The sequence below is a fragment of the Enterobacter cloacae complex sp. 2022EL-00788 genome (assembly GCF_026627565.1).
Lineage (GTDB): Bacteria > Pseudomonadota > Gammaproteobacteria > Enterobacterales > Enterobacteriaceae > Enterobacter > Enterobacter pasteurii.
The window spans coordinates 70,908-96,794 of the sequence record NZ_JAPNMC010000011.1 but is presented as its reverse complement, the minus strand read 5'-3'; the positions used below and the strand labels follow the sequence as shown (position 1 = coordinate 96,794).

At 56.1% G+C, this 25,887-nt stretch carries 26 protein-coding genes, 1 pseudogene and 1 other annotated feature; of the genes and pseudogenes, 12 read left to right on the top strand and 15 right to left on the bottom strand.

Going from position 1 to position 25,887, the window contains the following annotated elements; all coding sequences use genetic code 11:
* Nucleotides 1–3: 3 nt before the first annotated feature.
* Both OWK27_RS17615 and OWK27_RS17610 read right to left on the bottom strand, forming a co-directional pair.
* Nucleotides 4–747, bottom strand: coding sequence for a YciC family protein (locus OWK27_RS17615; RefSeq protein ID WP_193355306.1), 744 nt, complete (start codon nt 745–747; stop codon nt 4–6).
* Between the two features lie 25 nt (nt 748–772).
* Nucleotides 773–865, bottom strand: a pseudogene (locus OWK27_RS17610) (YkgJ family cysteine cluster protein); the annotation flags it as partial.
* 168 nt (nt 866–1,033) lie between these two features.
* On the opposite strand from OWK27_RS17610, the gene ompW reads away from it, so the two are divergent.
* Nucleotides 1,034–1,666 carry an outer membrane protein OmpW gene (gene ompW, locus OWK27_RS17605; protein ID WP_267590887.1) on the top strand — a complete coding sequence of 211 codons (633 nt, stop codon included), beginning with the start codon at nt 1,034–1,036 and terminating at the stop codon, nt 1,664–1,666.
* 41 nt (nt 1,667–1,707) lie between these two features.
* Here the strand turns inward: ompW and OWK27_RS17600 are convergent, their stop codons facing one another.
* The 9 genes from OWK27_RS17600 to trpL form a co-directional block, all read right to left on the bottom strand.
* Entirely contained in the window at nt 1,708–2,046 is a 339-nt protein-coding gene (locus OWK27_RS17600; RefSeq protein ID WP_148419652.1) for a hypothetical protein, read from the bottom strand.
* A gap of 417 nt (nt 2,047–2,463) precedes the next feature.
* On the bottom strand, nt 2,464–2,697 hold the full coding sequence (gene yedF, locus OWK27_RS17595) for a sulfurtransferase-like selenium metabolism protein YedF (protein ID WP_148419653.1): 234 nt from the start codon (nt 2,695–2,697) through the stop codon (nt 2,464–2,466).
* Nucleotides 2,694–3,905, bottom strand: coding sequence for a selenium metabolism membrane protein YedE/FdhT (gene yedE / locus OWK27_RS17590; protein WP_148419654.1), 1,212 nt, complete (start codon nt 3,903–3,905; stop codon nt 2,694–2,696). The genes yedF and yedE overlap by 4 nt, the downstream gene beginning before the upstream one ends.
* A 176-nt stretch (nt 3,906–4,081) precedes the next feature.
* The gene (gene trpA, locus OWK27_RS17585) at nt 4,082–4,891 is read right to left on the bottom strand and encodes a tryptophan synthase subunit alpha (RefSeq protein WP_267590886.1); all 810 of its coding nucleotides are present in this window, start codon (nt 4,889–4,891) and stop codon (nt 4,082–4,084) included.
* Entirely contained in the window at nt 4,891–6,084 is a 1,194-nt protein-coding gene (trpB, locus tag OWK27_RS17580) for a tryptophan synthase subunit beta (protein ID WP_148419656.1), read from the bottom strand. The genes trpA and trpB overlap by 1 nt, the downstream gene beginning before the upstream one ends.
* A 10-nt stretch (nt 6,085–6,094) precedes the next feature.
* Complete coding sequence (gene trpCF / locus OWK27_RS17575; protein ID WP_267590885.1) at nt 6,095–7,453, bottom strand: bifunctional indole-3-glycerol-phosphate synthase TrpC/phosphoribosylanthranilate isomerase TrpF; 1,359 nt, start codon at nt 7,451–7,453, stop codon at nt 6,095–6,097.
* Between the two features lie 3 nt (nt 7,454–7,456).
* Complete coding sequence (gene trpD / locus OWK27_RS17570) at nt 7,457–9,052, bottom strand: bifunctional anthranilate synthase glutamate amidotransferase component TrpG/anthranilate phosphoribosyltransferase TrpD (protein ID WP_267590884.1); 1,596 nt, start codon at nt 9,050–9,052, stop codon at nt 7,457–7,459.
* Complete coding sequence (locus OWK27_RS17565; protein ID WP_267590883.1) at nt 9,052–10,614, bottom strand: anthranilate synthase component 1; 1,563 nt, start codon at nt 10,612–10,614, stop codon at nt 9,052–9,054. The genes trpD and OWK27_RS17565 overlap by 1 nt, the downstream gene beginning before the upstream one ends.
* A 23-nt stretch (nt 10,615–10,637) precedes the next feature.
* Nucleotides 10,638–10,732: a sequence feature (Trp leader region), on the bottom strand.
* On the bottom strand, nt 10,709–10,753 hold the full coding sequence (gene trpL, locus OWK27_RS24380) for a trp operon leader peptide (protein ID WP_420712993.1): 45 nt from the start codon (nt 10,751–10,753) through the stop codon (nt 10,709–10,711). (Overlaps the previous feature by 24 nt.)
* A 127-nt stretch (nt 10,754–10,880) precedes the next feature.
* On the opposite strand from trpL, the gene rnm reads away from it, so the two are divergent.
* The 3 genes from rnm (at nt 10,881) to rluB (ending at nt 13,367) form a co-directional block, all read left to right on the top strand.
* On the top strand, nt 10,881–11,774 hold the full coding sequence (gene rnm, locus OWK27_RS17560) for an RNase RNM (RefSeq protein WP_267590882.1): 894 nt from the start codon (nt 10,881–10,883) through the stop codon (nt 11,772–11,774).
* Nucleotides 11,771–12,391, top strand: a complete 621-nt coding sequence (locus tag OWK27_RS17555; RefSeq protein ID WP_023335953.1) for an L-threonylcarbamoyladenylate synthase — start codon at nt 11,771–11,773, stop codon at nt 12,389–12,391. Before rnm ends, OWK27_RS17555 begins: the two co-directional genes overlap by 4 nt.
* Before the next feature lie 97 nt (nt 12,392–12,488).
* Nucleotides 12,489–13,367, top strand: coding sequence for a 23S rRNA pseudouridine(2605) synthase RluB (rluB, locus tag OWK27_RS17550; RefSeq protein ID WP_148419661.1), 879 nt, complete (start codon nt 12,489–12,491; stop codon nt 13,365–13,367).
* Nucleotides 13,368–13,402: 35 nt separating this feature from the next.
* Here rluB and cobO read toward each other — a convergent pair whose 3' ends face one another.
* Together cobO and OWK27_RS17540 are read right to left on the bottom strand one after the other, a co-directional pair.
* Nucleotides 13,403–13,993 carry a cob(I)yrinic acid a,c-diamide adenosyltransferase gene (gene cobO / locus OWK27_RS17545; protein WP_267590881.1) on the bottom strand — a complete coding sequence of 197 codons (591 nt, stop codon included), beginning with the start codon at nt 13,991–13,993 and terminating at the stop codon, nt 13,403–13,405.
* A complete protein-coding gene (locus OWK27_RS17540) occupies nt 13,990–14,751 on the bottom strand; it encodes a YciK family oxidoreductase (RefSeq protein WP_267590880.1) in 762 nt (253 codons plus the stop codon). The genes cobO and OWK27_RS17540 overlap by 4 nt, the downstream gene beginning before the upstream one ends.
* 252 nt (nt 14,752–15,003) lie before the next feature.
* Between OWK27_RS17540 and sohB the strand changes: the two genes are divergently transcribed.
* Nucleotides 15,004–16,050, top strand: coding sequence for a protease SohB (gene sohB, locus OWK27_RS17535; RefSeq protein WP_267590879.1), 1,047 nt, complete (start codon nt 15,004–15,006; stop codon nt 16,048–16,050).
* A 35-nt stretch (nt 16,051–16,085) separates the two neighbouring features.
* Here sohB and OWK27_RS17530 read toward each other — a convergent pair whose 3' ends face one another.
* Nucleotides 16,086–16,337: a YciN family protein gene (locus tag OWK27_RS17530; RefSeq protein ID WP_080329314.1), complete on the bottom strand. Its 252-nt coding sequence runs from the start codon at nt 16,335–16,337 to the stop codon at nt 16,086–16,088.
* A 399-nt stretch (nt 16,338–16,736) separates the two neighbouring features.
* Here OWK27_RS17530 and topA point away from each other — a divergent pair, with 399 nt between their 5' ends.
* From topA to acnA, 6 genes are all read left to right on the top strand, one after another.
* Nucleotides 16,737–19,334: a type I DNA topoisomerase gene (gene topA / locus OWK27_RS17525; RefSeq protein WP_148419665.1), complete on the top strand. Its 2,598-nt coding sequence runs from the start codon at nt 16,737–16,739 to the stop codon at nt 19,332–19,334.
* 186 nt (nt 19,335–19,520) lie between these two features.
* Nucleotides 19,521–20,495 carry an HTH-type transcriptional regulator CysB gene (gene cysB, locus OWK27_RS17520; protein WP_006810844.1) on the top strand — a complete coding sequence of 325 codons (975 nt, stop codon included), beginning with the start codon at nt 19,521–19,523 and terminating at the stop codon, nt 20,493–20,495.
* A gap of 335 nt (nt 20,496–20,830) precedes the next feature.
* A complete protein-coding gene (locus OWK27_RS17515; RefSeq protein ID WP_096168876.1) occupies nt 20,831–20,971 on the top strand; it encodes a YmiA family putative membrane protein in 141 nt (46 codons plus the stop codon).
* A 2-nt stretch (nt 20,972–20,973) separates the two neighbouring features.
* Entirely contained in the window at nt 20,974–21,144 is a 171-nt protein-coding gene (locus OWK27_RS17510) for a hypothetical protein (RefSeq protein WP_267590878.1), read from the top strand.
* 137 nt (nt 21,145–21,281) lie between these two features.
* Entirely contained in the window at nt 21,282–21,380 is a 99-nt protein-coding gene (gene ymiC, locus OWK27_RS17505) for a small membrane protein YmiC (protein WP_227009597.1), read from the top strand.
* A 165-nt stretch (nt 21,381–21,545) separates the two neighbouring features.
* Nucleotides 21,546–24,221 (top strand): aconitate hydratase AcnA, encoded by a 2,676-nt coding sequence (gene acnA, locus OWK27_RS17500; RefSeq protein WP_267590877.1) that lies wholly within the window; start codon nt 21,546–21,548, stop codon nt 24,219–24,221.
* 37 nt (nt 24,222–24,258) lie between these two features.
* Here the strand turns inward: acnA and ribA are convergent, their stop codons facing one another.
* Nucleotides 24,259–24,849: a GTP cyclohydrolase II gene (ribA, locus tag OWK27_RS17495; RefSeq protein ID WP_003856813.1), complete on the bottom strand. Its 591-nt coding sequence runs from the start codon at nt 24,847–24,849 to the stop codon at nt 24,259–24,261.
* 197 nt (nt 24,850–25,046) lie between these two features.
* Here ribA and pgpB point away from each other — a divergent pair, with 197 nt between their 5' ends.
* Complete coding sequence (gene pgpB, locus OWK27_RS17490; RefSeq protein ID WP_176610164.1) at nt 25,047–25,814, top strand: phosphatidylglycerophosphatase B; 768 nt, start codon at nt 25,047–25,049, stop codon at nt 25,812–25,814.
* The last annotated feature ends 73 nt before the right edge of the window (nt 25,815–25,887 follow it).

Here is a 25,887-nt window from a genome sequence, read left to right as displayed (position 1 = left end):
CGGTTACTGACGAATTAACATATACAGGCGGAACAAATAGACCAGCAGCACGGCTGAAATCAGGTTGCTCAGCGTATTGGCGACAACCGCACCGACGTTGGGCGTTAATACCGCAAAGTTCGGCGCAAACAGCAATAACAGCGTTTTGGCAAGCAGCCAGCTGATAACGGCCGGAGCGACCAGACGCATGTTCGCCCACGCGAGCTTAATGCTGCTGCGCATCGCCGTGAAGATCCCCATTTTGTCCTGCACAACCATAACCGGCGCGAATGAAAGCACAATCGCCAGCAGGACGCCCGGTACGACAACCAGCATGATCCCCATCTGCACCAGGAGCGTGGTCAGGAAGATAAGGATAAACAGCTTCGGCAGCACGGGTGCGCTGGCACCGATGGCACGCAACGCGCTAACGCGGTGTCCGGCCGATACGAGCTGGATCATCAGCAGCACGCCACCTGCCAGAATCGCATTCCCAATTAACCCGGAGAACGTCGATGCCGCGGAGGCGCGCAGCAGGATTTGCTGTTGCTCTGGCGTCATATTCTGCACAAGGTCAAACAAGCCTGCGCTGCCTGCAAGATGATCCCCCTGGCTCAGCGTAGCAATCTGTTCTTCACTGGGTGAGAACGCATGACCCAGAACCACCGTAATAAAGGCGCACAACAGCGCGATCAGTAAAAACGTAACGAACTGATTGCGGAAAAAATTTCCCGTGTCACGGTAGACAGACTTCGCCGTGATAGACATGCACTCTCCTTGAGTATTGCAGGTGTTAATTAGCCGGCAATTGTACACCGGATATCACGCGGGTGGCAGCCTCAAGGCTTGTATGGAAAAGCATATCTTTGTAAAGCAGCGGTAATCCCGTCTTGCCGGGCTATATCAAGACAGGCGCTAACATGATGTTGGTAAAAATTAATCTGGATCAATAAATGTTAAGTTACTGGTTTTAATGTGATCTGTGTTAGATCACTTATTACTTATTTGTAGGTATATTCTCCATCGCTATTAAAACCACAACGATGGAGCGGATATGAAAAAAGTAGCGGTGGCAGCCCTTGTATTAAGCAGTCTCTCTGGTGGCGCGTACGCGCATGAAGCGGGTGAATTCTTTATCCGTGCCGGCTCGGCAACGGTTCGTCCAACGGAAGGTTCAGACAGCGTACTGGGAATGGGCGGTTTTAACGTCAGCAACAATACTCAGTTAGGCTTAACGTTCACCTATATGGCAACGGATAACGTTGGCGTCGAGCTGTTGGCCGCAACGCCATTCCGTCACCGCGTCGGTTTAGGACCGACCGGAGACATTGCCACGGTGCATCATTTACCGCCAACGCTGATGGCGCAGTGGTACTTCGGTGACTCCAGCAGCAAGGTGCGTCCGTATATTGGTGCCGGTGTGAACTATACGACCTTCCTCGACGAGAAATTTAACGATACCGGGAAAGCGGCCGGGCTGACCGATCTTAGCCTGAAGGACTCCTGGGGCGTGGCGGGGCAGGTGGGGCTGGATTACCTCATCAACCGCGACTGGTTAATCAACGCCTCCGTCTGGTACATGGATATTGATACCGACGTGCGTTTCAAAGCAGGCGGGGAGCAGCAGAGTATCAGCACCCGTCTGGATCCGTGGGTGTTTATGTTCTCTGCGGGATATCGTTTCTGATCGTTCAAAAAACTGGCCGCACGGCGGCCAGTCATACCGGCTTAAAAAGAAGGGTAAACAGGGCGTTCATCCAGCTTTGCGCAATACCTGAGCCTCGATTCGCCATCATACAGATAGCTGAACGTATCGCGTGAGATGGAGTGGAACAGAATATCGCCGTTCGCAAAGGGAATAATTTCAGTATCGCCGGATCGCTTATGACCCGCGCCGGTTTCAAAATTCCCTGACCATTTTTCCTGCGTGTGGTCATAAACGTGCAGGATGATTTCTACTGGCCCTCTTTCTGGACAATTTAGCCGCAAAACCGTTGACGAAAAATTTAAAGATAACGCGTGAAAAGAGATAAAAAAGAGCAATAATCCAGAAAATCTTACCAACATCAATCCATCAAAACCTTATTCAACCAGGCTTAAGATTTTACTTAAGTAAAGATTTTTCCTGTTGCCATGGATCAATAAGAGTTAACTTTCAACAACCTGTCGTTTCATCACGCCCATAGGTTCGGACCGTAAGACGATATATCCCTGCAAGGGGGATAATTACTGTATGGTGGTTATTCCATACACCTGGCTGGAGGGGATATCCCCAACATCAAATTTGAGTGTCCGGTTTGTGCAGGTAAACAGTTTTACTTTACCACCTTTAGTGCAGCACACAACCAACCTCACGGTGCGCTTTGTTCAGCTTGCGGAACACGACTCACCACACATTCATGCCTCCCAAAGCTTAAAAGGCGGCGGTGGCCAAAGCCAGTAAGCTAAAAAAAGGCCTCCTGGAGGCCTTTTTAGATCGGAATATTACTTCTGAATTAAATACCGTATGGTTGGCCCATCCTGCTGGATATCCAGCACCGTGTAGCCGTGGTTTTTGGCATCAAGCGGAATAGAGTTGATGGACTGCGGGCAGTCGCTCACGACCTCCAGAATTTCTCCTTTGTTTAACTGTGGCAGGGCTTCAAGCGTGGCGACGGCGGGATAAGGGCAGGGTTCACCTACCATATCGAGGCGATAGTCCGGAACGATCTCTTTCATGCTGCATTCTCCCGAGTTTTCGTTGTAGCTGAGGCGCGGCGGAAGAAGCGCTTCTCCTGCGCGATAACCAGCAAGAAGGCGATTAACAGCAGGCCGTACGTTACCAGCAGTCCGCCGAGCGGGCCAAAGGCGTTCAGCAGGTTGACCTTATCCCAGTTCGTTGCCAGCACCGGAGAAACGTCATCCCAGCAGTACGCCAGAATGGTTGAGCCAATCACGTTACCCAGACCTACCCACCAGTAGTGTACCTGGCCTTCCACGGCGCGGTACATCCAGCCGGTCTCACATCCGCCTGCCAGCACGATGCCAAAACCAAACAGCAGGCCGCCAATGACGGCATTCGGGCCCGCCCACATGATTTTCGGCTCGACGCCGAGCTGCACGTAGCTAAAGATGCCGATAGCGCTGACCGCCATACCGGCGACGATCGCCTTCGCCATCATCGTGCGCCCGGTGATCCACATATCGCGAAACGCGGACGTAAAGCAGATCTGCGCGCGTTCAATCAGCAGACCAAACCCAACGCCGAACAGCATCGCCAGGCCGAGCTTAGGCTGATTCATTGCAGTGCAAAACGCCCAGGCAATCATGGCGAAAAAGACCAGCATACCGAGACGGAAGCGGCGCCGCGCCTGGTCAGGCTTCTGCGTTAACGGCGAGGCCGCGCTGACTTTGGTCATTTTCACCGGAATGCGGAACAGCGGCAGCAGGGTGAATTTTGCACCAAAGTAAGAGCCGATGGCGGTGGCAACGGCAAAGAACCAGGCATGCAGCGAAAACTGCGGTATGCCGGTGAAGAACGCGGCAAGGTTACAGCCCATCGCCAGGCGCGCGCCAAAGCCGGCAATGATACCGCCGACCACCGCCTGCATGATGCGAATGCGGCTTTTTGGCATCCGCAGCTTAACGTTGTTCGCCCACAGCGCGGCGGCAAAACAGCCGCCGAACATACCGACGATCATCATTCCGTCGATACGGGTCAGCGGTGTGCCTTCCAGATGAATGAGTTTAAAGTAGCCCCACTCTTCGGCGTGTACGCCTGCCAGCTGAAGGAGCTGTCCGCCCCAGCGGGTGAATTCGCCCGTGACGGCCCAGAAGGTGCCGGTAATACCGAAATAATAAGTGGAGAGAATGCCTGCCGCGATGACGGCCGGGACAGGTGACCAGAACTTAACCAGGTAAGTCTGTTTGAAGTAATGCCATGACATGAATAACCTCTGAACTCAGAAGGATAACGCTAAAAAGAGCCCAGATCATACGCTTACGTAAAAGTTTGAAAAGCTATTCACGCCGAAAATATCGACGCGATCAATTTTGACCCGACACGCTGAAGGCCGTATCGGAAAGAAGACCGCCCGGCAGCGAGGCCAGACGGTCAGGACGGTCAGGCGCTGCGCGTTGCCGCTTTCATGGCGGTGACGAACGCTTTCAGCTCAGCCAGCATCTGCGCGGGCTTATCTACGTTGTTCTCGATGATTTTCACGATAGCCGAACCGGAAATCGCGCCAGCCGCCTTCGCCTCAATCGCTGCGGTAACCTGGTCCGGGGAGGAGATCCCGAAGCCCTGAAGCGGCGGCGCAGCGTGATATTCCGCCAGCTTTTCCACCAGATGGTGCAGCGGCAGCGCGGCTTTGTTCTCCGCGCCGGTAACGCCCGCACGGGAGAGCAGGTAGGTATAGCCTCGTCCGTACGAGGCAATCTGGCGCAGCAGTGCGTCATCGGCGTTCGGCGGGCAGATGAAGATTGGCGCGACGTTGTGGCGCATCGCCGCCTGGCGGAACGGCGCAGATTCCTCCACCGGCACGTCAGCGACCAGCACGGAGTCAACGCCAACGCGGGCGCACTCGGCGTAAAACTCGTCAATACCGCGGCTGAAGACCAGGTTAGCGTACATCAGCAGGCCGATCGGAATGGTCGGATGCTTCTGGCGAACTGCCGCCAGCATCTCGAAGCACTGGGTCGGCGTGACGCCCGCGGCAAAGGCGCGCAGGGTGGCGTTCTGGATGGTCGGGCCATCCGCCAGCGGATCCGAGAACGGGATCCCCAGTTCAAGAGCGTCGGCACCGGCTTCAATCAGGGTGTCGATGATTTTCAGCGACTGCTCCGGACCGGGGTCGCCCAGCGTAACGAAGGGAACGAACGCGCCTTCCTGGCGGGCTTTTAGCTGTGCAAATGCGTTGTCGTAGCGTTCCATCAAATTTCCCCTCGTGCTTTCAGAATATCGTGAACGGTAAAGATATCTTTATCCCCGCGACCGGAAAGGTTAACCACCAATAGCTGCTCTTTCTCCGGGTCCGCTTTCATCATCTTCAGCGCGTGTGCAAGCGCGTGTGAGGACTCCAGCGCCGGGATAATCCCTTCATTGCGGCACAGCGTTTTAAAGGCTTCCAGCGCTTCATCATCGGTGATAGAGACGTAATCCGCGCGGCCGGTGCTGTTGAGGAAGGCGTGCTGCGGCCCAACGGACGGGAAATCCAGCCCGGCAGAAATTGAGTAAGACTCTTCAATCTGCCCTTCGTCGGTCTGCATCATCGGGGCCTTCATGCCGAAGTAGATCCCCACGCGACCGTGCTTCAGCGGCGCGCCGTGCTCGCCGGTTTCGATCCCGTGACCGGCTGGCTCTACGCCAATCAGCCCAACGCTGGTCTCGTCGATAAAATCGGCAAACATGCCGATGGCGTTAGATCCACCGCCAACGCAGGCGATCACCGCATCCGGCAGGCGACCCTCTTTCTCGAGGATCTGCGCTTTGGTCTCTTCGCCGATCATGCGCTGAAACTCGCGAACGATGGTCGGGAACGGATGCGGACCCGCCGCCGTGCCGAGCATGTAGTGCGCGGTTTCGTAGCTGCCGGACCAGTCGCGCAGCGCTTCGTTGCAGGCATCTTTCAGCGTGGCGGAACCGCTGTGCACCGGGATCACTTCCGCGCCCATCAGACGCATGCGGAACACATTTGGAGACTGACGCTCAACGTCCTTCGCCCCCATATAGATGCGGCATTTCAGGCCGAGCAGGGCGCTGGCGAGCGCCGAGGCCACGCCGTGCTGGCCCGCACCGGTTTCGGCGATGATTTCGGTTTTGCCCATGCGCTTCGCGAGCAGCGCCTGGCCCAGCACCTGGTTAGTTTTGTGCGCCCCGCCGTGCAGCAGGTCTTCGCGCTTGAGGTACAGCGTCGTCCGCGTGCCTTCGGTCAGGTTACGGCATTTGGTCAGCGCCGTCGGGCGACCGGCGTAGTTTTTCAGCAGGTCGGTAAATTCAGCCTGAAACGCCGGATCTTTCTGCGCGCTCACGAAGGCTTCTTCCAGCTGGCGCAGGGCGGGCATCAGGATCTGCGGGACGTACATCCCACCGAATTCACCGAAATACGGGTTAAGTAATGTCGTCATCTTCTCTTCCTTAATATGCGCGCAGAGTTTTAAATACCGAGGCCAGCTTGCTGGCATCTTTTATACCCGGCTGGCTCTCTACGCCTGAATTGAAATCGAGGCCTGCGCAGCCGGTTTTAGCCGCTTCTACGCAGTTATCGGGGCTTAATCCACCTGCCAGCAGAACGTTGTCCAGCGCTTCGCCACGCAGCAGTGACCAGTCGAAACGCTGTCCGGTACCGCCCTGGCCGTTATCAAGCACGTATTTATCCACCTGATTCAGGTTACGTGCGGGCAGCGTGGCTTCGACGCGTTGTGCTTTCCAGATTTGAATCTGAGGCGCGAGAACGGCTCGAAGCGCATCGATATACGCCTGGTCTTCATCGCCGTGGAGCTGAACCGCGCTCAGTTTTAACGCTTCCGCTTTCGCCGCGACGTCGTTGATGTCCGCATTGCGGAACACGCCCACATAGCTGAGCGGGGCCGCCGCGATGACCTTACGCGCCTGTTCGTCACTGACAGCCCGCGGGGAGGAATCAACAAAGATCAGACCGCCGTAGATGGCGCCCGCCTCATACGCGGCCAGGGCATCCTGTTCACGGGTTAAGCCGCACACTTTGTTTTCGCCCAACAGCACGCGGCGCACGGCCGCGTTCAGATCGTCGTGTTCCATCATTGCGGAGCCGATCAGGAAGCCGTTAGCAAAATGGCTGAGCTCGCGGACCTGAGCGTAGCTGTTAATGCCGGACTCGCTGATCACCGTTACGCCCGCGCCGAGGCGCGGTGCAAGCTCACGCGTGCGGTTAAGGTCAATCGACAGATCGCGCAGGTCGCGGTTGTTAATGCCCACCACTTTGGCCTCCAGCGCGATGGCGCGCTCCAGCTCCTCCTCGTTGCTTACTTCGGTCAGCACGCCCATATTCAGGCTGTGCGCGACGGCGGCGAGCTGGCGATACTGTTCGTCATCAAGCACGGACAGCATCAGCAGGCAGGCATCGGCCTGGTAGAAGCGCGCCAGCCAGATCTGGTACGGGTCGATAATAAAGTCTTTGCACAGAATTGGCTGCGGCGCGATGCCGCTGACGACGGGCAGAAAATCAAAGCTGCCCTGAAAATATTTCTCATCCGTCAGCACGGAGATGGCGGACGCATGATGTTTGTAGATACCGGCAATACGCGCCGGGTCGAAATCGTCACGGATCACGCCCTTAGACGGAGACGCTTTTTTACACTCCAGAATGAACGCGGTGCGTGCGCCCTGGAGGGCATCATAGAAACGACGGCTGCTCGGAACGACGTCATTCTGGAAACCGGCCAGCGGCTGCTGCTGCTTGCGTGCTTCCACCCAGATGGCCTTATCGGCGACGATTTTCGCTAAAACGGTCTGCATTATTTACCCTCTTGCCGCAAGTGCGGTAACGCGATCGTAAGCTGCACCGGAGCGCAGTACGTCCAGAACTTTTTGGGCGTTGGATTTCAGATCTTCCTCACCATGTAAACGCATCAGCATGGCAACGTTGGCAGCCACGGCGGCCTCGTGGGCGGCCTCACCTTTACCTTGTAATAAGCGCGTGAGAATGTCACGGTTTTCTTCAGGAGTACCGCCAGCCAGCGCCTCCTGACGGTATGGCGTTAAGCCAAAATCAGAAGCCTCAAGCTGATAGTTCAGCACTTCGCCGTTGTTCAGTTCGGCTACCAGCGTTGGCGCGTGCAGCGAAACTTCATCCATTCCCCCGCTGTGAACCACGGCGGCACGTTTGTAACCCAGCACGCGCAGGGTCTCGGCAATGGGCAGCACCAGTTCCGGGCTGTAAACGCCAATCAGCGCCAGCGGCGGGTGCGCCGGGTTAATGAGTGGGCCGAGCACGTTGAACAGCGTGCGGGTCTTAAGCTGCTGGCGAACCGGCATCGCGTGGCGGAAACCGGTGTGATACTTCGGCGCAAACAGGAAACAGACGCCCAGGTCATCCAGCGCTTCGCGTGAACGTTCGGCGTTCATGTCCAGGTTGATGCCGAACGCGGCCAGCAGATCGGACGATCCGGAACGGCTGGACACGCTGCGGTTACCGTGTTTCGCCACCTTCAGACCACAGGCCGCGGCTACAAAGGCGCTGGCGGTCGAAATATTAATGCTGTTGCTGCCGTCGCCACCGGTACCGACGATGTCGGCAAACTGATAGTCCGGGCGCGGGAACGGGGCCGCATTTTCCAGCAGGGCCGTTGCAGCACCGGCAATCTCCTGCGGGCTTTCGCCGCGCACCTTCATGCTCACCAGCGCGGCGGCCAGCTGTTCAGGCTTCAGCTCGCCGCGCACCACGGCAGAGAAAAGCTGGTGGCTTTCCTGCTGGCTCAGGGTCTGGGCCTGATACAGTTTTTCCAGAATCGGCTGCAGGGTGTTGGTCTGTTCCAGCTTCTGCAACGCCCAGTCGAGCGTTTGCTCCAGCAGGCGCGCCCCGCCGGAGGTCAAAATTGATTCCGGGTGGAACTGCATTCCGCAGACGCGGTCCGCATCGTGACGTACCGCCATTACCATTCCTTCAAACGAGGCGTTGATGGTCAGCCCGGCTGGAATGTTGCTGCCGACAAGCGAGTGGTAACGCGCCACAGGAAGCGGGTTCGGCAGCCCGGCAAACATCGCCTGGCCGTCATGTTCTATGCTGGACGCTTTACCGTGCAGGATCTCGCCAGCCTGTCCTACGTAGCCGCCGTAGGCTTCCACAATCGCCTGGTGGCCGAGACAGATACCGATAATCGGCAGCTTGCCGCGCATGCGGGTTAACAGCTCTGGCATACAGCCCGCTTCGCTCGGCGCGCCTGGCCCGGGAGAGAGCATCAGCACCGGGTTTTGCATGGTCGCCAGCCGGTCAATCAGCGTCTGGGCCGGAACGTGGTTGCGATAGATAACGACGTTGTGACCATTCGCACGCAGCTGATCTGCCAGGTTATAGGTAAAAGAGTCGATATTATCGAGCAGCAGAATGTCAGCCATCAGAAAATCTCCTGCGCATGGTGTGCGGTAGCGATGGCGCGCAGTACCGCGCGAGCCTTACTGCGGGTTTCGTCAGCCTCAGACTGCGGGACAGAATCAAGCACAATCCCTGCACCGGCCTGAACGGTGGCAACGCCGTCCTCAACGTAGGCGGAGCGGATCACGATGCAGGTATCCAGGTCGCCATGTGCGGTGAAGTAGCCTACGGCGCCGCCGTAGCTGCCGCGACGGCGGCCCTCTGCTTCGGCGATAAGCTGCATCGCGCGAACTTTCGGCGCACCGCTCAGGGTGCCCATGTTCATGCAGGCGCGGTAGGCGTGCAGCACGTCGAGGTCGCTACGCAGTTCGCCCACCACGCGGGACACCAGGTGCATCACGAAGGAGTAGCGGTCGACTTTGGTCAGGTCCGCCACGTAGCGGGTACCCGGGGTGCAGATACGCGCCAGGTCGTTACGCGCCAGGTCGACCAGCATCAGGTGCTCGGACAGCTCTTTATGGTCGGTACGCATTTCCAGCTCAATGCGGCTGTCGAGATCGCGATCCAGCGAGCCATCGGCACGACGGCCGCGTGGACGGGTTCCCGCGATCGGGTAGATCTCAATCTGGCGGCTGGTGGCGTCGTACTTCAGCGAGCTTTCCGGTGAGGCGCCAAACAGGGTGAAATCGTTGTCCTGCATAAAGAACATGTACGGGCTTGGGTTGCTCTTTTTCAGCACGTCGTAGGCGGCCAGCGGCGACGGGCAGGGCAGAGAGAAGCGGCGGGAAGGCACCACCTGGAAAATCTCCCCGGCGCGAATCGCCTTCTGCATCTGGCGAACCACGGCGCCGTACTGGTCGTCAGTCTGGTTTACCTCGCAGATCATCTGTTCAATACGCTGTACCGGCAGCGCGGGCGGGGCCTCCGTCATCTGCTGTTGCAGTTGGGCGATGCGCTGTTCAAGGCGGCTTTTCTCAGACGCTGACGGCGTGAACAGGCTGGCCTGGATGCGGGTATATTTTTTCTGATGGTCAATTACCAGCAGGGTTTCAGCCAGATAGAAGCAGTAGTCCGGGCAGCGGTTGCCCTGCTCGGTTTCCGGCAACGCTTCAAAGCCGGCAACCAGGTCGTAAGCAAACAGCCCGCCGAAGAACATTGCTTCGCGCTCATCTTCCGGCACGGTGACCAGATTTTGCAGCAGGCGGAAGGCATCGAAAACGGACAGCGAGCAGAGGCGGGCATCTTCATCCAGCAGCTGGCTGACCGGCGGGAAATGGAGAATACGCATTTCCGGGTGATGCTCATTTTCAATGCCCGACGGCAGAGCCGCATCCAGCAGCGGCAGCAGCGACGCGCCGTTCTCGGAAAGGGCCTTAACGGTGACAGTGTCACCAAACGCGGTAATGCGCAACGCGCTGTCCACCAGCAGCAGGCTTTTCAGATCGTCCTTGCTGTCGATATCGGCAGACTCCAGCAGCAGCGTCGCTGGGCGCGCACCGCAGACCTGGTGAAACAGCGCGGTCGGGTTGTGGCGATAGGCCGCCTCGCAGGTCAGCAATTCGAGGTGTGGTTTGGCTGTTTGCATGGTGTTGTTCTCATTTTCTGTTCAAAAAAAAGCCCGCTGGGTAGCGGGCTGGGTATCTGTTTGCATTTCGCAGACGCGTGACACTGCCCGATAGTCAGGAAGTGCGCCACCAACCGTGAAGATTGAATTGTGCGGTCATTTTCAGATACCTTTCTCGTGTGAACTTGCGTACTAGTTAACTAGTTCGATAGCGTATTGTCAACCACTGATTTCAGTATTTTTCCGTTAGTCGGTATCATAGAGGCTTCGGATGTCTCCAACCTGTTATGGGAAGTGCTTTGAGCGATACCACCTACGCCATTATTTATGATTTACACAGCCATACTCAGGCCTCTGACGGCCTGCTGACACCCGAAGATCTGGTTCATCGCGCCGTTGAAATGCGCGTCGGCACGCTGGCGATAACCGATCACGACACGACAGACGCCATTCCTGCGGCGCGCGCCGAGATTGCCCGCAGCGGGCTGGCGCTCAATCTGGTGTCCGGCGTAGAGATTTCGACCGTCTGGGAAAACCACGAGATTCACATCGTTGGCCTTAACATCGATCCAGACCATCCGGCTATGCGGACGCTTTTGCAGGAACAAAAAGCGCGCCGCAATCATCGCGCGGAATTGATTGGCGAGCGGCTGGAGAAGGCGCATATTCCCGGTGCGCTGAAGGGTGCGCAAAAGCTGGCGAACGGCGGAGCGGTAACGCGCGGCCACTTTGCCCGTTTCCTGGTTGAGGCGGGGAAAGCAACAACCATGGCGGATGTCTTTAAAAAATATCTGGCGCGCGGGAAAACCGGATACGTTCCACCACAGTGGTGTACAATAAAACAAGCTATTGATGTGATTCATCATTCTGGCGGTAAGGCGGTGCTGGCCCATCCGGGGCGGTATAATCTTTCTGCTAAATGGCTGAAAAGGCTGCTGGCGCACTTTGCCGAATGCGGTGGTGAGGCGATGGAAGTTGCCCAGTGTCAGCAGGCACCCAATGAGCGCTCACAGCTCGCGACCTACGCCCGCCAGTTTGGCCTGCTTGGGTCACAGGGTTCAGATTTTCATCAGCCCTGCGCGTGGATCGAACTGGGGCGTAAGCTCTGGTTGCCCGCCGGCGTTGAGCCGGTATGGCAGCTCTGGGAACAGCCGCAGCAAATTGAAGAGAGGGAAGTATGAGTCAGTTTTTCTATATCCATCCGGATAACCCCCAGCCGCGTCTGATTAATCAGGCCGTGGAGATCGTCCGCAAGGGCGGCGTGATTGTCTATCCAACCGATTCTGGCTACGCGCTGGGCTGTAAAATTGAAGATAAAGGGGCGATGGAGCGTATCTGCCGCATTCGTCAGCTGCCGGACGGGCACAACTTTACTTTGATGTGTCGCGATCTCTCCGAGCTGTCGACCTACGCCTACGTCGACAACGTGGCGTTTCGTCTGATCAAAAACAACACGCCAGGTAACTACACCTTTATCCTGAAGGGGACGAAGGAGGTGCCGCGGCGTCTGCTGCAGGAAAAGCGCAAGACCATCGGGATGCGCGTGCCGTCTAACCCGATTGCCCAAGCGCTGCTGGAAACCCTCGGCGAGCCGATGCTATCCACCTCGCTGATGCTGCCGGGAAGTGAGTTTACCGAATCCGACCCGGAAGAGATCAAAGATCGTCTGGAAAAGGTGGTAGAGCTGATTATTCACGGCGGTTACCTCGGCCAGCAGCCGACAACCGTGGTGGATCTCACCGAAGATGCGCCAGAAGTGATTCGTGAAGGCGCAGGTGACGTTAAGCCTTTCTTGTAAGGGTGTAAGCAGATATACTACGCGGCCATCAAAGCAGGGCGCTGCTCTGTTTTTGACCTGATTCGACGCCTGTGAAGGCGACACCTGAGGAAGCTCAATGAGCGAGAAGTTACAGAAAGTGCTGGCGCGCGCCGGCCACGGTTCACGCCGTGAAATCGAAGCCATTATTGAAGCCGGTCGCGTGAGCGTGGACGGCAAAATTGCCACGCTGGGTGACCGCGTAGAAATCGTACCGGGGCTCAAGATCCGCATCGACGGCCATCTTATCTCCGTAAAAGAATCCGCTGAGCAGATCTGCCGCGTGCTGGCTTACTACAAGCCGGAAGGCGAGCTGTGTACCCGCAACGACCCGGAAGGTCGCCCGACGGTCTTTGACCGTCTGCCTAAGCTGCGTGGCGCTCGCTGGATTGCCGTAGGGCGTCTGGACGTGAACACCTGCGGCCTGCTGCTGTTCACTACCGATGGTGAACTGGCAAACCGTCTGATGCATCCAAGCCGTGAGGTGGAGCGTGAATACGCAGTACGCGTATTCGGCCAGGTTGACGAGAACAAACTGCGCGACCTGTCGCGCGGCGTGCAGCTTGAAGATGGCCCTGCGGCGTTCAAAACCATCAAATTTACCGGTGGTGAAGGCATTAACCAGTGGTACAACGTTACCCTGACCGAGGGGCGTAACCGCGAGGTTCGTCGCCTGTGGGAAGCGGTAGGTGTGCAGGTAAGCCGCCTGATCCGCGTTCGCTATGGCGACATTCTGCTGCCTAAAGGCTTGCCTCGCGGCGGCTATACCGAGCTGGATCTGACGCAAACTAACTACCTGCGCGATCTGGTCGGACTGACGCCAGAAACCACGTCTAAGGTGGCGGTTGAAAAAGATCGTCGTCGCATGAAGGCAAATCAGATCCGCCGTGCGGTGAAGCGTCACAGCCAGGTGAGCAGCAATCGCCGCTCTGGCAGCCGTAATAATAACAACGGTTAATCGAAAAGCCCGGTGAACATACCGGGCTTTTTTCTTTAGTAATCAATCCCGATTTGCGCTTTGATACCCGCATCGAACGCATGTTTAACCGGACGCAGCTCGCTGACGGTATCTGCAAGCTCCAGAATATCCCGATGGCACCCGCGCCCCGTAACGATCGCCGTCTGATTCGCCGGACGATTCTTGAGCGCCTCCAGCACGTCCCGTAGCGGCAGGTAGTCATAGGCCACCATATAGGTGATCTCATCCAGCAGCACCATATTCAGCGTCGGGTCGGAAAGCATTCTTTTGGCGTGCTCCCAGACGGCGAGGCAGGCGGCGGTATCCGTTTCACGGTTCTGGGTGTCCCAGGTGAAGCCGGTCGCCATGACCTGGAACTCAACGCCGTGCGGTTCGAGCAGATTACGCTCACCGTTGGGCCATTCGCCCTTGATAAACTGGATCACGCCTACCTTCTGGCCGTGTCCGACCGCGCGGGCAGCGGTGCCAAATGCGGCGGTGGTTTTTCCTTTGCCGTTACCGGTAAAGACGATGACGATCCCGCGCTCATCCTGTGCGGCCGCCACGCGCGCGTCGACCTGTTCTTTCAGGCGCTGCTGGCGCTGCTGGTGACGTTCTTCACTCATTGCGAAATCCCCGGCTTACGGCCCGGCTGGGCATCAAAGGTCATTCCGGTTTTGCGGCGGCTGTCGTCGCCCATCAGCCAAAGATAGAGCGGCATGATATCGGCCGGGGTTTTGAGCTTCTGCGGATCTTCGGTCGGAAACGCGCTGGCACGCATTTTAGTGCGCGTACCGCCTGGATTGATACAGTTCACCCGCAGGTGGCGGCTTTGATACTCCTCCGCCAGCACCTGCATCATCCCTTCAGTAGCAAATTTAGAGACAGCGTATGCCCCCCAGTTCGCGCGGCCCTGACGACCCACGCTGGAGGAGGTGAAGACCAGCGAGCCGGAATCTGAGTTTAGTAATAAAGGAAGCAATGCCTGGGTCAGGAAAAACGTTCCGTTGACGTTTACCTGCATCACCTGCTGCCACACCTCGGGATCCTGCTCATCCATCGGGCGCACTTCACCGAGTAATCCCGCGTTATGCAGGACGCCGTCCAGGCGCGGGTAGTGGGCGCCAATGCGCCGGGCAAGCGCCTGGCATGACGCTGGCGTACAGGTCAGCAGATCCAGGGTATACCAGGGCGTGGGCGTCCCGCTGGTGTCTTCAATTTCCCGCGCGACGGACTTGAGCTTTTCTTCATTGCGTCCGAGCAGAATAAGGCTGGCACCGTATTCGGAGTAGGTCAGGGCAGCTTCGCGACCAATCCCGTCGCTGGCACCGGTAACCAGAATAATGCGGTTCTCTAGAAGGTTTTTTTGTGGCTGATAATGCACGGTGACTCCTCAGGTGCAACGGGCGGGACCTGCACCTTTATTTATGACTTTTCGGCTTTATGCCCGAAACAGCGTCAGAATTCAATCAGTCTACCGGACAGAACGCTGGGAAATTAACAATTTGCAAAGATTTAAACCAGAATCGGGGTATTCCTGAAGCCGCCTCGCAGAGGTAATGTCCCGAGCGAGACGCCCAGGCCGGGCTGTTGTACACTGGCGTGAAAGATTCGTGGTTAAATCAAGGTGGAACGCGTGGAGTTACTTTCTCAATATGGGTTGTTTTTGGCCAAAATCGCGACGGTGGTTATTGCTATTGCGGTGATTGCCGTTCTGATTGCCAACCTGACGCAGCGCAAGCGTCAGCGCGGTGAATTACGCATTACCCGCCTGAGTGAGCAGTATCAAGAGATGCAGGAAGAGATGTCGCTGGCGCTGCTGGACGATCATCAGCAGAAGCTGTGGCTGAAAGCTCGCAAGAAAAAACAGAAGCAGGAAGCCAGAGCCGCGAAGGCGAAAGCAAAGCGTGGTGCCCCGCAGGCAGACGCAAAGCCGCGGGTCTATGTGCTCGATTTTAAAGGCAGCATGGACGCGCACGAAGTCTCTTCACTGCGCGAAGAGGTGACGGCGGTGCTTGCCGTAGCCACTGCGCAGGATCAGGTCGTGGTTCGTCTTGAAAGCCCGGGTGGTGTCGTCCATGGGTATGGGCTGGCGGCATCACAGCTACAGCGCCTGCGGGATAAGCAGATCCCGCTTACTGTAGCCGTGGATAAAGTCGCGGCGAGCGGTGGCTATATGATGGCCTGCGTCGCGGACAAAATCGTTGCAGCACCTTTCTCCATTATCGGCTCGATTGGCGTGGTCGCGCAGATCCCTAACTTCAATCGTTTCCTGAAAAACAAAGAGATTGATATTGAGCTGCACACCGCGGGTCAGTACAAACGCACGCTGACGCTGCTTGGTGAAAACACAGAAGAGGGACGGCAGAAATTCCGTGAGGATCTGAACGAAACCCATCATCTGTTCAAAGACTTCGTGCACCGTATGCGCCCTACGCTTGATATTGAGCAGGTGGCAACGGGTGAACACTGGTACGGCACCCAGGCGCAGGAGAAGGGGCTGGTGGATGACGTTGGCACCAGTGACGATCTGCTGCTCAGCCTGATGGAGGGCCGCGAGCTGGTAGGGGTACGTTTTACCCAGCGTAAGCGCCTTTTGGACCGCTTTACCAATAGCGCGGCAGAAAGCGCGGATCGCCTGCTGCTGCGCTGGTTCCAGCGGGGCCAAAAGCCGCTGCTGTAAAGAAAAACGCGAGGCATTTGCCTCGCGTTTTTGTCTTAATCGACCAGGTGATACTTCTCTGAGAGCGCATGCGCCAGGTACTTAAACATGTTAAATACGGCGGTGCTTTTCGGGGTGGGCAGCCCTTGTTCATCAAGGAAGTATTCACCGCTGAACACCAGCACGCCATTACGTTGTTCTACGCCAGTCGCTTCGATCCCTGCCAGGGTATCCTCATGGTCTCGAATGAGTTTGTTTGCTTCGATAAGCAGAGAAGCTCGGTCAATGGGTTGGGTTGTATTCTGCATATTCCACTCCTTAAACAGTGACAATAGTCTACGCCTGGGGCGCTTCAGGGGCAAATTTTCCCTGTTATCAGAGGGGATAAGGAACCGGCGGCTTGCTGGCGGGATTTGCTTTTGCATGCTAATAAAGTTGCGTAACGAATTTTATCAGGTACAGTGTGCGCTTTCGTCATTCTGGCAACAGAATTGCTTGACATTCGACCGGGAATTCGTCACGAATGAATAGTGATGTGAGAAAAATACCCGATAACTCAATGACCTGGATGTCGCCATTCTGACGTTCGGTAAGACATAGGGGTTGATATCCCCTGACGCCGTCGCAATATCAATGGCTCGTCGTCAGCGGAAGGGAAATCAACGTGCGGCGTATTCCTGGAAGAATTAAATTAGGTAAAGGTGAATATGGGTAAAGCTCTCGTCATCGTTGAGTCCCCGGCAAAAGCCAAAACGATCAATAAATATCTGGGCAATGACTACGTGGTTAAGTCCAGCGTTGGTCACATCCGCGATTTGCCGACCAGTGGCTCAGCCAGCAAAAAGAGCGCAGACTCTACCTCCACCAAAGGGGCTAAAAAGCCTAAAAAGGATGAACGTAGCGCGCTTGTCAACCGCATGGGTGTTAACCCATGGCACAACTGGGATGCACAATATGAAGTGCTGCCAGGCAAAGAGAAAGTCGTTAACGAGCTGAAGCAGCTGGCTGAAAAAGCCGACCACATCTATCTCGCAACCGACCTTGACCGCGAAGGGGAAGCCATCGCATGGCACCTGCGGGAAGTGATCGGCGGAGACGACAAACGCTACAGCCGTGTAGTGTTTAACGAAATTACAAAGAATGCGATTCGTCAGGCGTTTGAAAAGCCGGGTGAACTGAATATCGACCGTGTAAACGCTCAGCAGGCGCGTCGCTTTATGGACCGCGTTGTGGGCTACATGGTCTCGCCGCTGCTGTGGAAAAAGGTCGCTCGCGGTCTTTCAGCTGGGCGCGTACAGTCCGTTGCCGTGCGCCTTGTCGTGGAGCGCGAACGCGAAATCAAAGCGTTCGTTCCGGAAGAGTTCTGGGAAGTGGATGCGAATGTCACCACGCCGGGCGGCGATGCGCTGCCCCTGCAGGTGAGCCACCACAACGACAAGCCGTTCCGTCCTGAAAACCGCGACCAGACAATGGCCGCCGTGGCGCTGCTGGAAAAAGCGCGTTATCAGGTTCTGGATCGTGAAGATAAACCGACCAGCAGCAAGCCTGGCGCGCCGTTTATTACGTCTACCCTTCAGCAGGCTGCCAGCACGCGTCTGGGCTATGGCGTGAAGAAGACCATGATGATGGCCCAGCGTCTGTATGAAGCGGGTTACATCACCTACATGCGTACTGACTCAACCAACCTGAGCCAGGATGCTGTCAACATGGTGCGCGGCTACATTGGCGACAACTTCGGTAAAAAATACCTGCCGGAAAGCCCTAATCAGTACGCCAGCAAGGAGAATTCTCAGGAAGCGCACGAGGCGATTCGTCCTTCTGACGTTTCCGTACTGGCTGAATCCCTGAAAGATATGGAAGCGGATGCGCAGAAGCTTTATCAGCTGATCTGGCGCCAGTTCGTGGCCTGCCAGATGACGCCTGCGAAATACGACTCCACCACCCTGACCGTCGGTGCAGGTGATTTCCGCCTGAAGGCTCGCGGCCGTATTCTGCGTTTCGACGGCTGGACAAAAGTAATGCCCGCGCTGCGTAAAGGGGATGAAGACCGAACGCTGCCGTCCGTCAATAAAGGTGACGAGTTGTCGCTGGTCGATCTCGTTCCGGCTCAGCACTTCACCAAGCCGCCTGCGCGCTTCAGCGAAGCGTCGCTGGTGAAAGAGCTGGAAAAACGCGGTATTGGCCGTCCGTCCACCTACGCGTCAATCATCTCGACCATTCAGGATCGCGGTTACGTTCGCGTTGAGAACCGTCGTTTCTATGCCGAAAAAATGGGCGAGATCGTTACTGACCGGCTGGAAGCTAACTTCCGTGAACTGATGAACTACGATTTCACCGCGCAGATGGAGGACAGCCTTGACGAGGTTGCCAGCCACAAGGCCGAGTGGAAAAAGGTTCTCGATAGCTTCTTCAGCGATTTTACCAACCAGCTTGAGAAAGCCGAGAAAGATCCTGAAGAGGGCGGAATGCTGCCTAACCAGATGGTTCTGACCAGCATCGACTGCCCGACCTGTGGCCGTAAGATGGGCATTCGCACCGCCACCACGGGCGTGTTCCTCGGCTGCTCCGGGTACGCGCTGTCCCCGAAAGAGCGTTGCAAAACCACTATCAACCTCGTTCCGGAGAACGAAGTTCTCAACGTGCTGGAAGGGGATGATGCGGAAACTAACGCGCTTCGCGCTAAGCGCCGCTGCAAGAAATGCGGCACGGCGATGGACAGCTACCTGATCGATCCGAAACGCAAGCTGCACGTCTGCGGTAATAACCCGACCTGCGACGGTTACGAGATTGAAGAGGGCGAGTTCCGCATTAAAGGCTACGATGGCCCAATCGTCGAGTGTGAGAAATGTGGTTCCGAAATGCACCTGAAAATGGGACGCTTCGGTAAGTACATGGCGTGCACCAACGACGACTGTAAAAACACGCGCAAGATCCTGCGTAACGGTGAAGTCGCACCGCCGAAGGAAGATCCGGTTCCGCTTCCGGAGCTGCCGTGTGAGAAGTCGGACGCCTACTTCGTGCTGCGTGACGGCGCTGCCGGGGTATTCCTCGCGGCCAATACTTTCCCGAAATCACGTGAAACGCGCGCGCCGCTGGTAGAAGAGCTTTACCGCTTCCGCGACCGCCTGCCGGAAAAACTGCGCTACCTGGCCGATGCGCCGCAGCAGGATCCGGAAGGCAATAAAACCGTGGTGCGTTTTAGCCGTAAAACGAAGCAGCAGTACGTGGCGGCGGAGAAAGAGGGTAAAGCGACCGGCTGGTCAGCCTTCTTTGTTGACGGCAAATGGGTTGAAGGCAAGAAATAATCTTCCCTTACCGTAACTTACCTGTGAAAGGGCCGGACTTCCGGCCTTTTTTTATTACCTCGTTATTATTTTTTGTTCCGTACTATACAGCCTGGCTATAAATGATATAGTGGTTATAGTTAACCCGTTTCTTATTATCAAATCGTCTTAAGCGATGGACGCATGCGCTAAATCGGATGGTCAGGCATGAAATTACAGCAGCTTCGCTATATCGTTGAGGTCGTCAATCACAACCTCAATGTCTCTTCCACCGCAGAAGGTCTTTATACCTCCCAGCCCGGCATCAGTAAGCAGGTGCGTATGCTGGAGGATGAGTTAGGTATTCAGATTTTTGCCCGCAGCGGTAAACATCTGACGCAGGTCACGCCGGCGGGACAGGAAATCATCCGTATTGCACGGGAAGTGCTTTCCAAAGTGGACGCTATTAAATCCGTCGCGGGGGAGCATACCTGGCCCGATAAAGGCTCCCTGTATATTGCCACCACGCATACGCAGGCGCGATACGCGCTTCCCGGCGTAATTAAAGGCTTTATCGAACGCTATCCCCGCGTTTCGCTGCATATGCATCAGGGCTCGCCGACGCAAATCGCCGAAGCCGTCTCAAAAGGCAATGCGGATTTTGCCATCGCAACGGAAGCCCTTCACCTGTACGACGACCTGGTGATGCTGCCGTGCTATCACTGGAACCGCTCAATTGTCGTAACGCCCGACCATCCGCTGGCGGGGAAGGGGGAAGTGACTATAGAAGAGCTGGCGCAATATCCGCTGGTCACCTATACGTTTGGCTTTACGGGCCGTTCGGAGCTTGATACCGCCTTCAACCGCGCGGGTTTAACACCGCGTATTGTCTTTACCGCGACGGATGCGGACGTGATTAAAACCTACGTTCGACTCGGGCTTGGCGTTGGGGTAATTGCGAGCATGGCGGTGGATCCGGTCTCCGATCCGGACCTGGTGCGCCTGGACGCGCATGATATTTTCAGCCACAGCACCACCAAGATAGGTTTTCGTCGCAGCACCTTCCTGCGCAGCTATATGTATGACTTTATTCAACGCTTCGCGCCGCATCTTACGCGCGACGTGGTGGATACGGCAGTGGCCCTGCGCTCCAACGAAGACATCGAAGAGATGTTTAAAGACATTAAGCTCCCCGCCAAATAATCACATCCGGTATCTTTCTCCTGCGGAAAGATGCCGAATTTACCCCGCAAACCTGAATTAGAATTATCATCATCTGCGTCACCGTCATATATCCTCATAATCCATTTAATGACTAAGGTTTTACTGTCGCAAATTTGCGACAAAAGTAGAAAGTAATTTACAGGTGTGCAAATTATTCTTTTCAATTATTTATTTCTGGTCAAAAGATTGAATATTCCTGGACGCAGATGCGTAAATTCACTGGCTTTTCGGCTAAAGTTTCTTTAGGATTTATCTCATCAGATGATTACTTGTGCCAATTGTTTGGTCTCTAAATGATAAGCGATATCGATTGTATGAGGTTAGCAATGCCGTCAGGAAGTGAAGAACCGCAAAGGGATCCCGCGCTTAAGCGTAAAGCCTGGCTGGCGGTCTTTCTTGGCTCTGCCCTGTTTTGGGTGGTGGTTGCGCTTCTTGTCTGGAAATACTGGGGTTGAATATGGCCATAACGGTGCGTACAGAAGCGATAAAAGTGATGTGTCAGCTTCGTGACAATGCTCACAAAGCGCGCAAGGCGCCAGCAACCAGCGTGCCGGCCTCGTGGAAACTGACGCCGCAACAGCAGGCCTTTATTGATGTGTTCGCGGAAGACGAACCCAAAAAACAATAATTTAGTATTTTGCGTAACGATGCAAATAGTCTGAATAAAGACTCTGCACTTTTTTACTCTTTAATAAATACACATCAGCAATATAGACCGAGGGCAGACCTCGCCATGTTTAATAAATAAAGTCTGGTGTCCCTATGATGAATAACATGACAACCTTAAAATACTGGTCGTGGCTCGGCGTATTCTCGGCGTCGATCCTCTTCTGGTGTCAGCTCATCTGGCTGGCTCTCCACTAAATCGTAAAACCTCGCCACGGCGGGGTTTTTTGTTTTATCCCGCGCCCTGGAGCATTCCGAAATTTATCAATTCGGGTTGTTATCAAAACGTTACGACATCTTTGTGTTATCTTTAATTACAGCCCTGATGATTGTCAGGACATCCCTGTTTTTATGGAGGAGCTTATGTCGTTAACCCTACGCGAAGCCAGTAAGGACACATTACAGGCGGAAAATAAAACCTGGCACTACTACAGCTTACCGCTGGCAGCCAGAACGCTTGGGGACATTTCGCGGTTACCCAAGTCGTTGAAAGTCTTACTGGAAAACCTTTTACGCTGGCAGGATGGCGACTCGGTTACCGAGGAGGATATCCATGCTCTGGCAGGGTGGCTAAAGAATGCTCACGCAGACAGAGAGATAGCCTATCGCCCGGCCAGGGTGTTAATGCAGGATTTCACCGGCGTGCCGGCGGTCGTTGATCTGGCCGCCATGCGTGAAGCCGTTAAGCGTCTCGGGGGCGACACCGCGAAGGTTAACCCGCTCTCTCCGGTCGATCTTGTCATCGACCACTCGGTGACCGTGGATCGCTTCGGCGACGACGATGCGTTTGGCGAAAACGTCCGTCTGGAGATGGAGCGTAACCATGAACGCTACGTATTCCTTAAATGGGGTCAGCAGGCGTTCAGCCGCTTCAGCGTGGTGCCGCCGGGAACCGGCATTTGCCACCAGGTTAACCTCGAATATCTCGGCAAAGCCGTCTGGAGTGAGCTGCAGGATAAAGCGTGGGTGGCCTACCCGGATACGCTGGTCGGCACCGATTCACACACCACCATGATCAACGGCCTCGGCGTTCTGGGCTGGGGCGTCGGCGGGATTGAAGCGGAGGCGGCCATGCTTGGCCAGCCGGTATCCATGCTCATTCCGGATGTGGTGGGCTTTAAGCTGACCGGTAAATTATCCGAAGGCATTACCGCCACGGACCTGGTGCTTACGGTCACGCAAATGCTGCGCAAGCACGGCGTGGTGGGCAAATTCGTTGAGTTTTACGGCGATGGACTGGACTCATTACCGCTGGCGGACCGTGCCACCATCGCTAACATGGCGCCCGAATACGGCGCGACCTGTGGCTTCTTCCCGATTGATAGCGTTACGCTGGAGTATATGCGACTCAGCGGCCGCAGCGAGGAGCAGGTTGCCCTCGTCGAGGCCTATACCAAAGCGCAGGGCATGTGGCGTAACCCGGGTGACGAACCGGTATTTACCAGCACGCTTGAACTGGATATGGGCACCGTTGAGGCAAGCCTCGCAGGGCCAAAACGACCTCAGGACCGCGTCGCCTTAAGCAACGTTCCGGCTGCCTTTGCCGCCAGCAACGAGCTGGAGGTGAATACGGCGCAAAAAGATCGCCGTCCGGTCGACTATGTTCTGAACGGTCATCAGTATCAGCTTCCTGACGGCGCGGTGGTGATCGCCGCCATCACGTCCTGTACCAATACCTCCAACCCGAGCGTGCTCATGGCAGCCGGGCTGCTGGCTAAAAAAGCGGTAGAGCTGGGGCTCAAGCCGCAGCCGTGGGTCAAGGCCTCTCTGGCACCGGGTTCAAAAGTGGTTTCTGATTATCTGGCCCAGGCACGACTCACGCCTTACCTGGACGAGCTGGGCTTTAACCTCGTGGGCTACGGCTGTACGACCTGCATCGGTAACTCCGGCCCGCTGCCTGAACCCATTGAAGTGGCGATCAGGCAGGGCGATCTGACCGTTGGCGCGGTGCTTTCCGGTAACCGTAACTTCGAAGGCCGTATTCATCCGCTGGTGAAGACCAACTGGCTGGCCTCGCCGCCGCTGGTGGTGGCGTATGCCCTGGCAGGTAACATGAATATTAACCTGGCGACCGATCCGATTGGGCACGATCGCAAGAATGAACCGGTATACCTGAAGGACATCTGGCCTTCGTCGCGTGAAATTGCGCGCGCGGTAGAGAAAGTCTCCACCGAGATGTTCCGCAAGGAATATGCCGAAGTCTTTGAAGGTACGCCGGAATGGAAATCGATCGACGTCGTTGGCTCTGACACCTATGGCTGGCAGGACGATTCCACCTATATCCGCCTGTCGCCGTTCTTTGACGAGATGCCGGCAGAGCCCGCGCCGCTGAAGGACATTCACGGTGCGCGCATTCTGGCGATGCTGGGGGATTCCGTCACGACCGACCATATCTCACCGGCCGGGAGCATCAAGGCGGACAGCCCTGCGGGGCGTTATCTGCAAAGCCGTGGGGTGGAACGCCGCGATTTTAACTCCTACGGCTCGCGTCGCGGAAATCACGAAGTCATGATGCGCGGCACGTTTGCCAACATCCGCATTCGAAACGAAATGGTGCCGGGCGTGGAAGGGGGCATGACGCGCCATCTGCCGGATACGGAGGTCATCTCGATTTATGATGCTGCCGTGAAATATCAGCAGGAGGGAACGCCGCTGGCGGTCATTGCCGGGAAAGAGTACGGCTCCGGCTCCAGCCGCGACTGGGCTGCGAAGGGGCCGCGCCTGCTCGGTGTTCGCGTGGTCATTGCCGAATCGTTTGAACGTATTCACCGTTCAAACCTGATCGGGATGGGGATCCTGCCGCTGGAGTTTCCGCAGGGCGTGACGCGTAAAACGCTGGGTCTGACCGGGGAAGAGCAGATCGATATCAGCGGTCTGCAACAGCTGCAACCGGGTAAAACGGTGCCGGTGAAGTTAACGCGCGCGGACGGTCAAACGGAAGTGCTGGACTGTCGTTGTCGTATTGATACGGCAACAGAGCTGACCTATTACCAGAACGACGGCATTTTGCATTATGTGATTCGTAAGATGCTGGACTGATAAAAGACGCCCGGCACGCGTGCCGGGCATTTTGCGATTACTCGCTCAGCAGATGGCCCATCTTGGCGGCTTTGGTATCGAGGTAGTGTGCATTTTTCGGGTTGCGACCTACAATCAGCGGCACGCGCTCAACGATATTGATGCCCGCTTCAGTAAGGATCTCAACCTTCTTCGGGTTATTGGTCAACAGACGCACTTCGTCCACGCCCAGCAGCTTGAACATATCTGCACACAGGGTGAAATCGCGCTCGTCAGCCGCAAAGCCTAACTGATGATTGGCTTCAACCGTATCGTAGCCCTGATCCTGCAACGCATAGGCGCGGATTTTATTCAGCAGGCCAATGTTACGCCCTTCCTGGCGGTGATACAGCAGCACGCCGCGGCCTTCCTCTGCGATATGAGAAAGGGCAGCTTCAAGCTGGAAGCCGCAGTCGCAGCGCAGGCTGAACAGCGCGTCACCGGTAAGACACTCTGAATGAACGCGGGACAGCACCGGCGTCTGCCCTGAAATGTCGCCGAACACCAGGGCGACGTGATCCTGCCCGGTTGCCAGTTCTTCAAAACCCACCATCAGGAAATCGCCCCATGGGGTTGGCAGTTTGGCTTCTGCCACACGTTTAAGCTGCATGTGATTCTCCAGACCAGGCTGACACGTTTCGTGTCCTTGCCCCGTTTTACTTTCTGTATTCGACTATTTTGCCACAAGCCCGGCAACTTCACCTAATCACCACCACCCTATATGAACGTTAAACGCACGATCCGACATATCCACCAGAAAGATGAAATTCAGTTATGATTGTGGTGCTTAGTGAAAAAGGAGAGGACATGCTTTCAATCGCCAGACGCACGGCCGCCGGCGCCGCCGTATTGCTTGTTATACCACTGGTTGTGTGGTTTTCCGGCTGGACATGGCAGCCCGGACAAAACGAGACGTGGCTGAAAACCTTATACTGGATAACCGAGACGGTCACCCAGCCGTGGGGGATTATTACGCACGTGCTGCTCTGTGGCTGGTTTCTGTGGTGCCTGCGCTTTCGCCTGCGCGCGGCGCTGGTCCTGTTTGCCATTCTCGCCGGCGCTATTCTTGTCGGGCAGGGGGTAAAGTCGTGGGTAAAAGATCGCGTGCAGGAACCTCGCCCCTTCGTCGTCTGGCTGGAAAAAACACACCATGTTCCCGTGGATGAGTTCTACAATTTAAAGCGTAAAGATCGCGGGGCGCTGGTGAAAGAACAGCTTGCGGAACAGCAGGATATTCCGACCTTTTTACGCAAACACTGGCAAAAAGAGACCGGTTTTGCGTTTCCTTCCGGGCACACGATGTTTGCCGCCAGCTGGGCATTGCTTGGCGTAGGGCTTTTATGGCCGCGCCGACGCACCTTAACCATTGCGTTGTTGCTGGTCTGGGCCACGGGCGTAATGGGTAGCCGGATGCTGCTGGGAATGCACTGGCCGCGTGATTTAGTGGTCGCAACGCTGATCTCGTGGGTACTGGTGACGCTGGCGACGTGGCTTGCTCAACGTTTTTGTGGGCCACTAACGCCACCGCCGGAAGAGAAGGAAGAAATAGCCGAAAGGGAGTCAGGCGGAACCTGAAGCTTGATTTTCCGCATTTAGACCCTAAATCCATGAAGGGCGCGTTACTTTTTCCGTTTCGCGCCCGCCACTA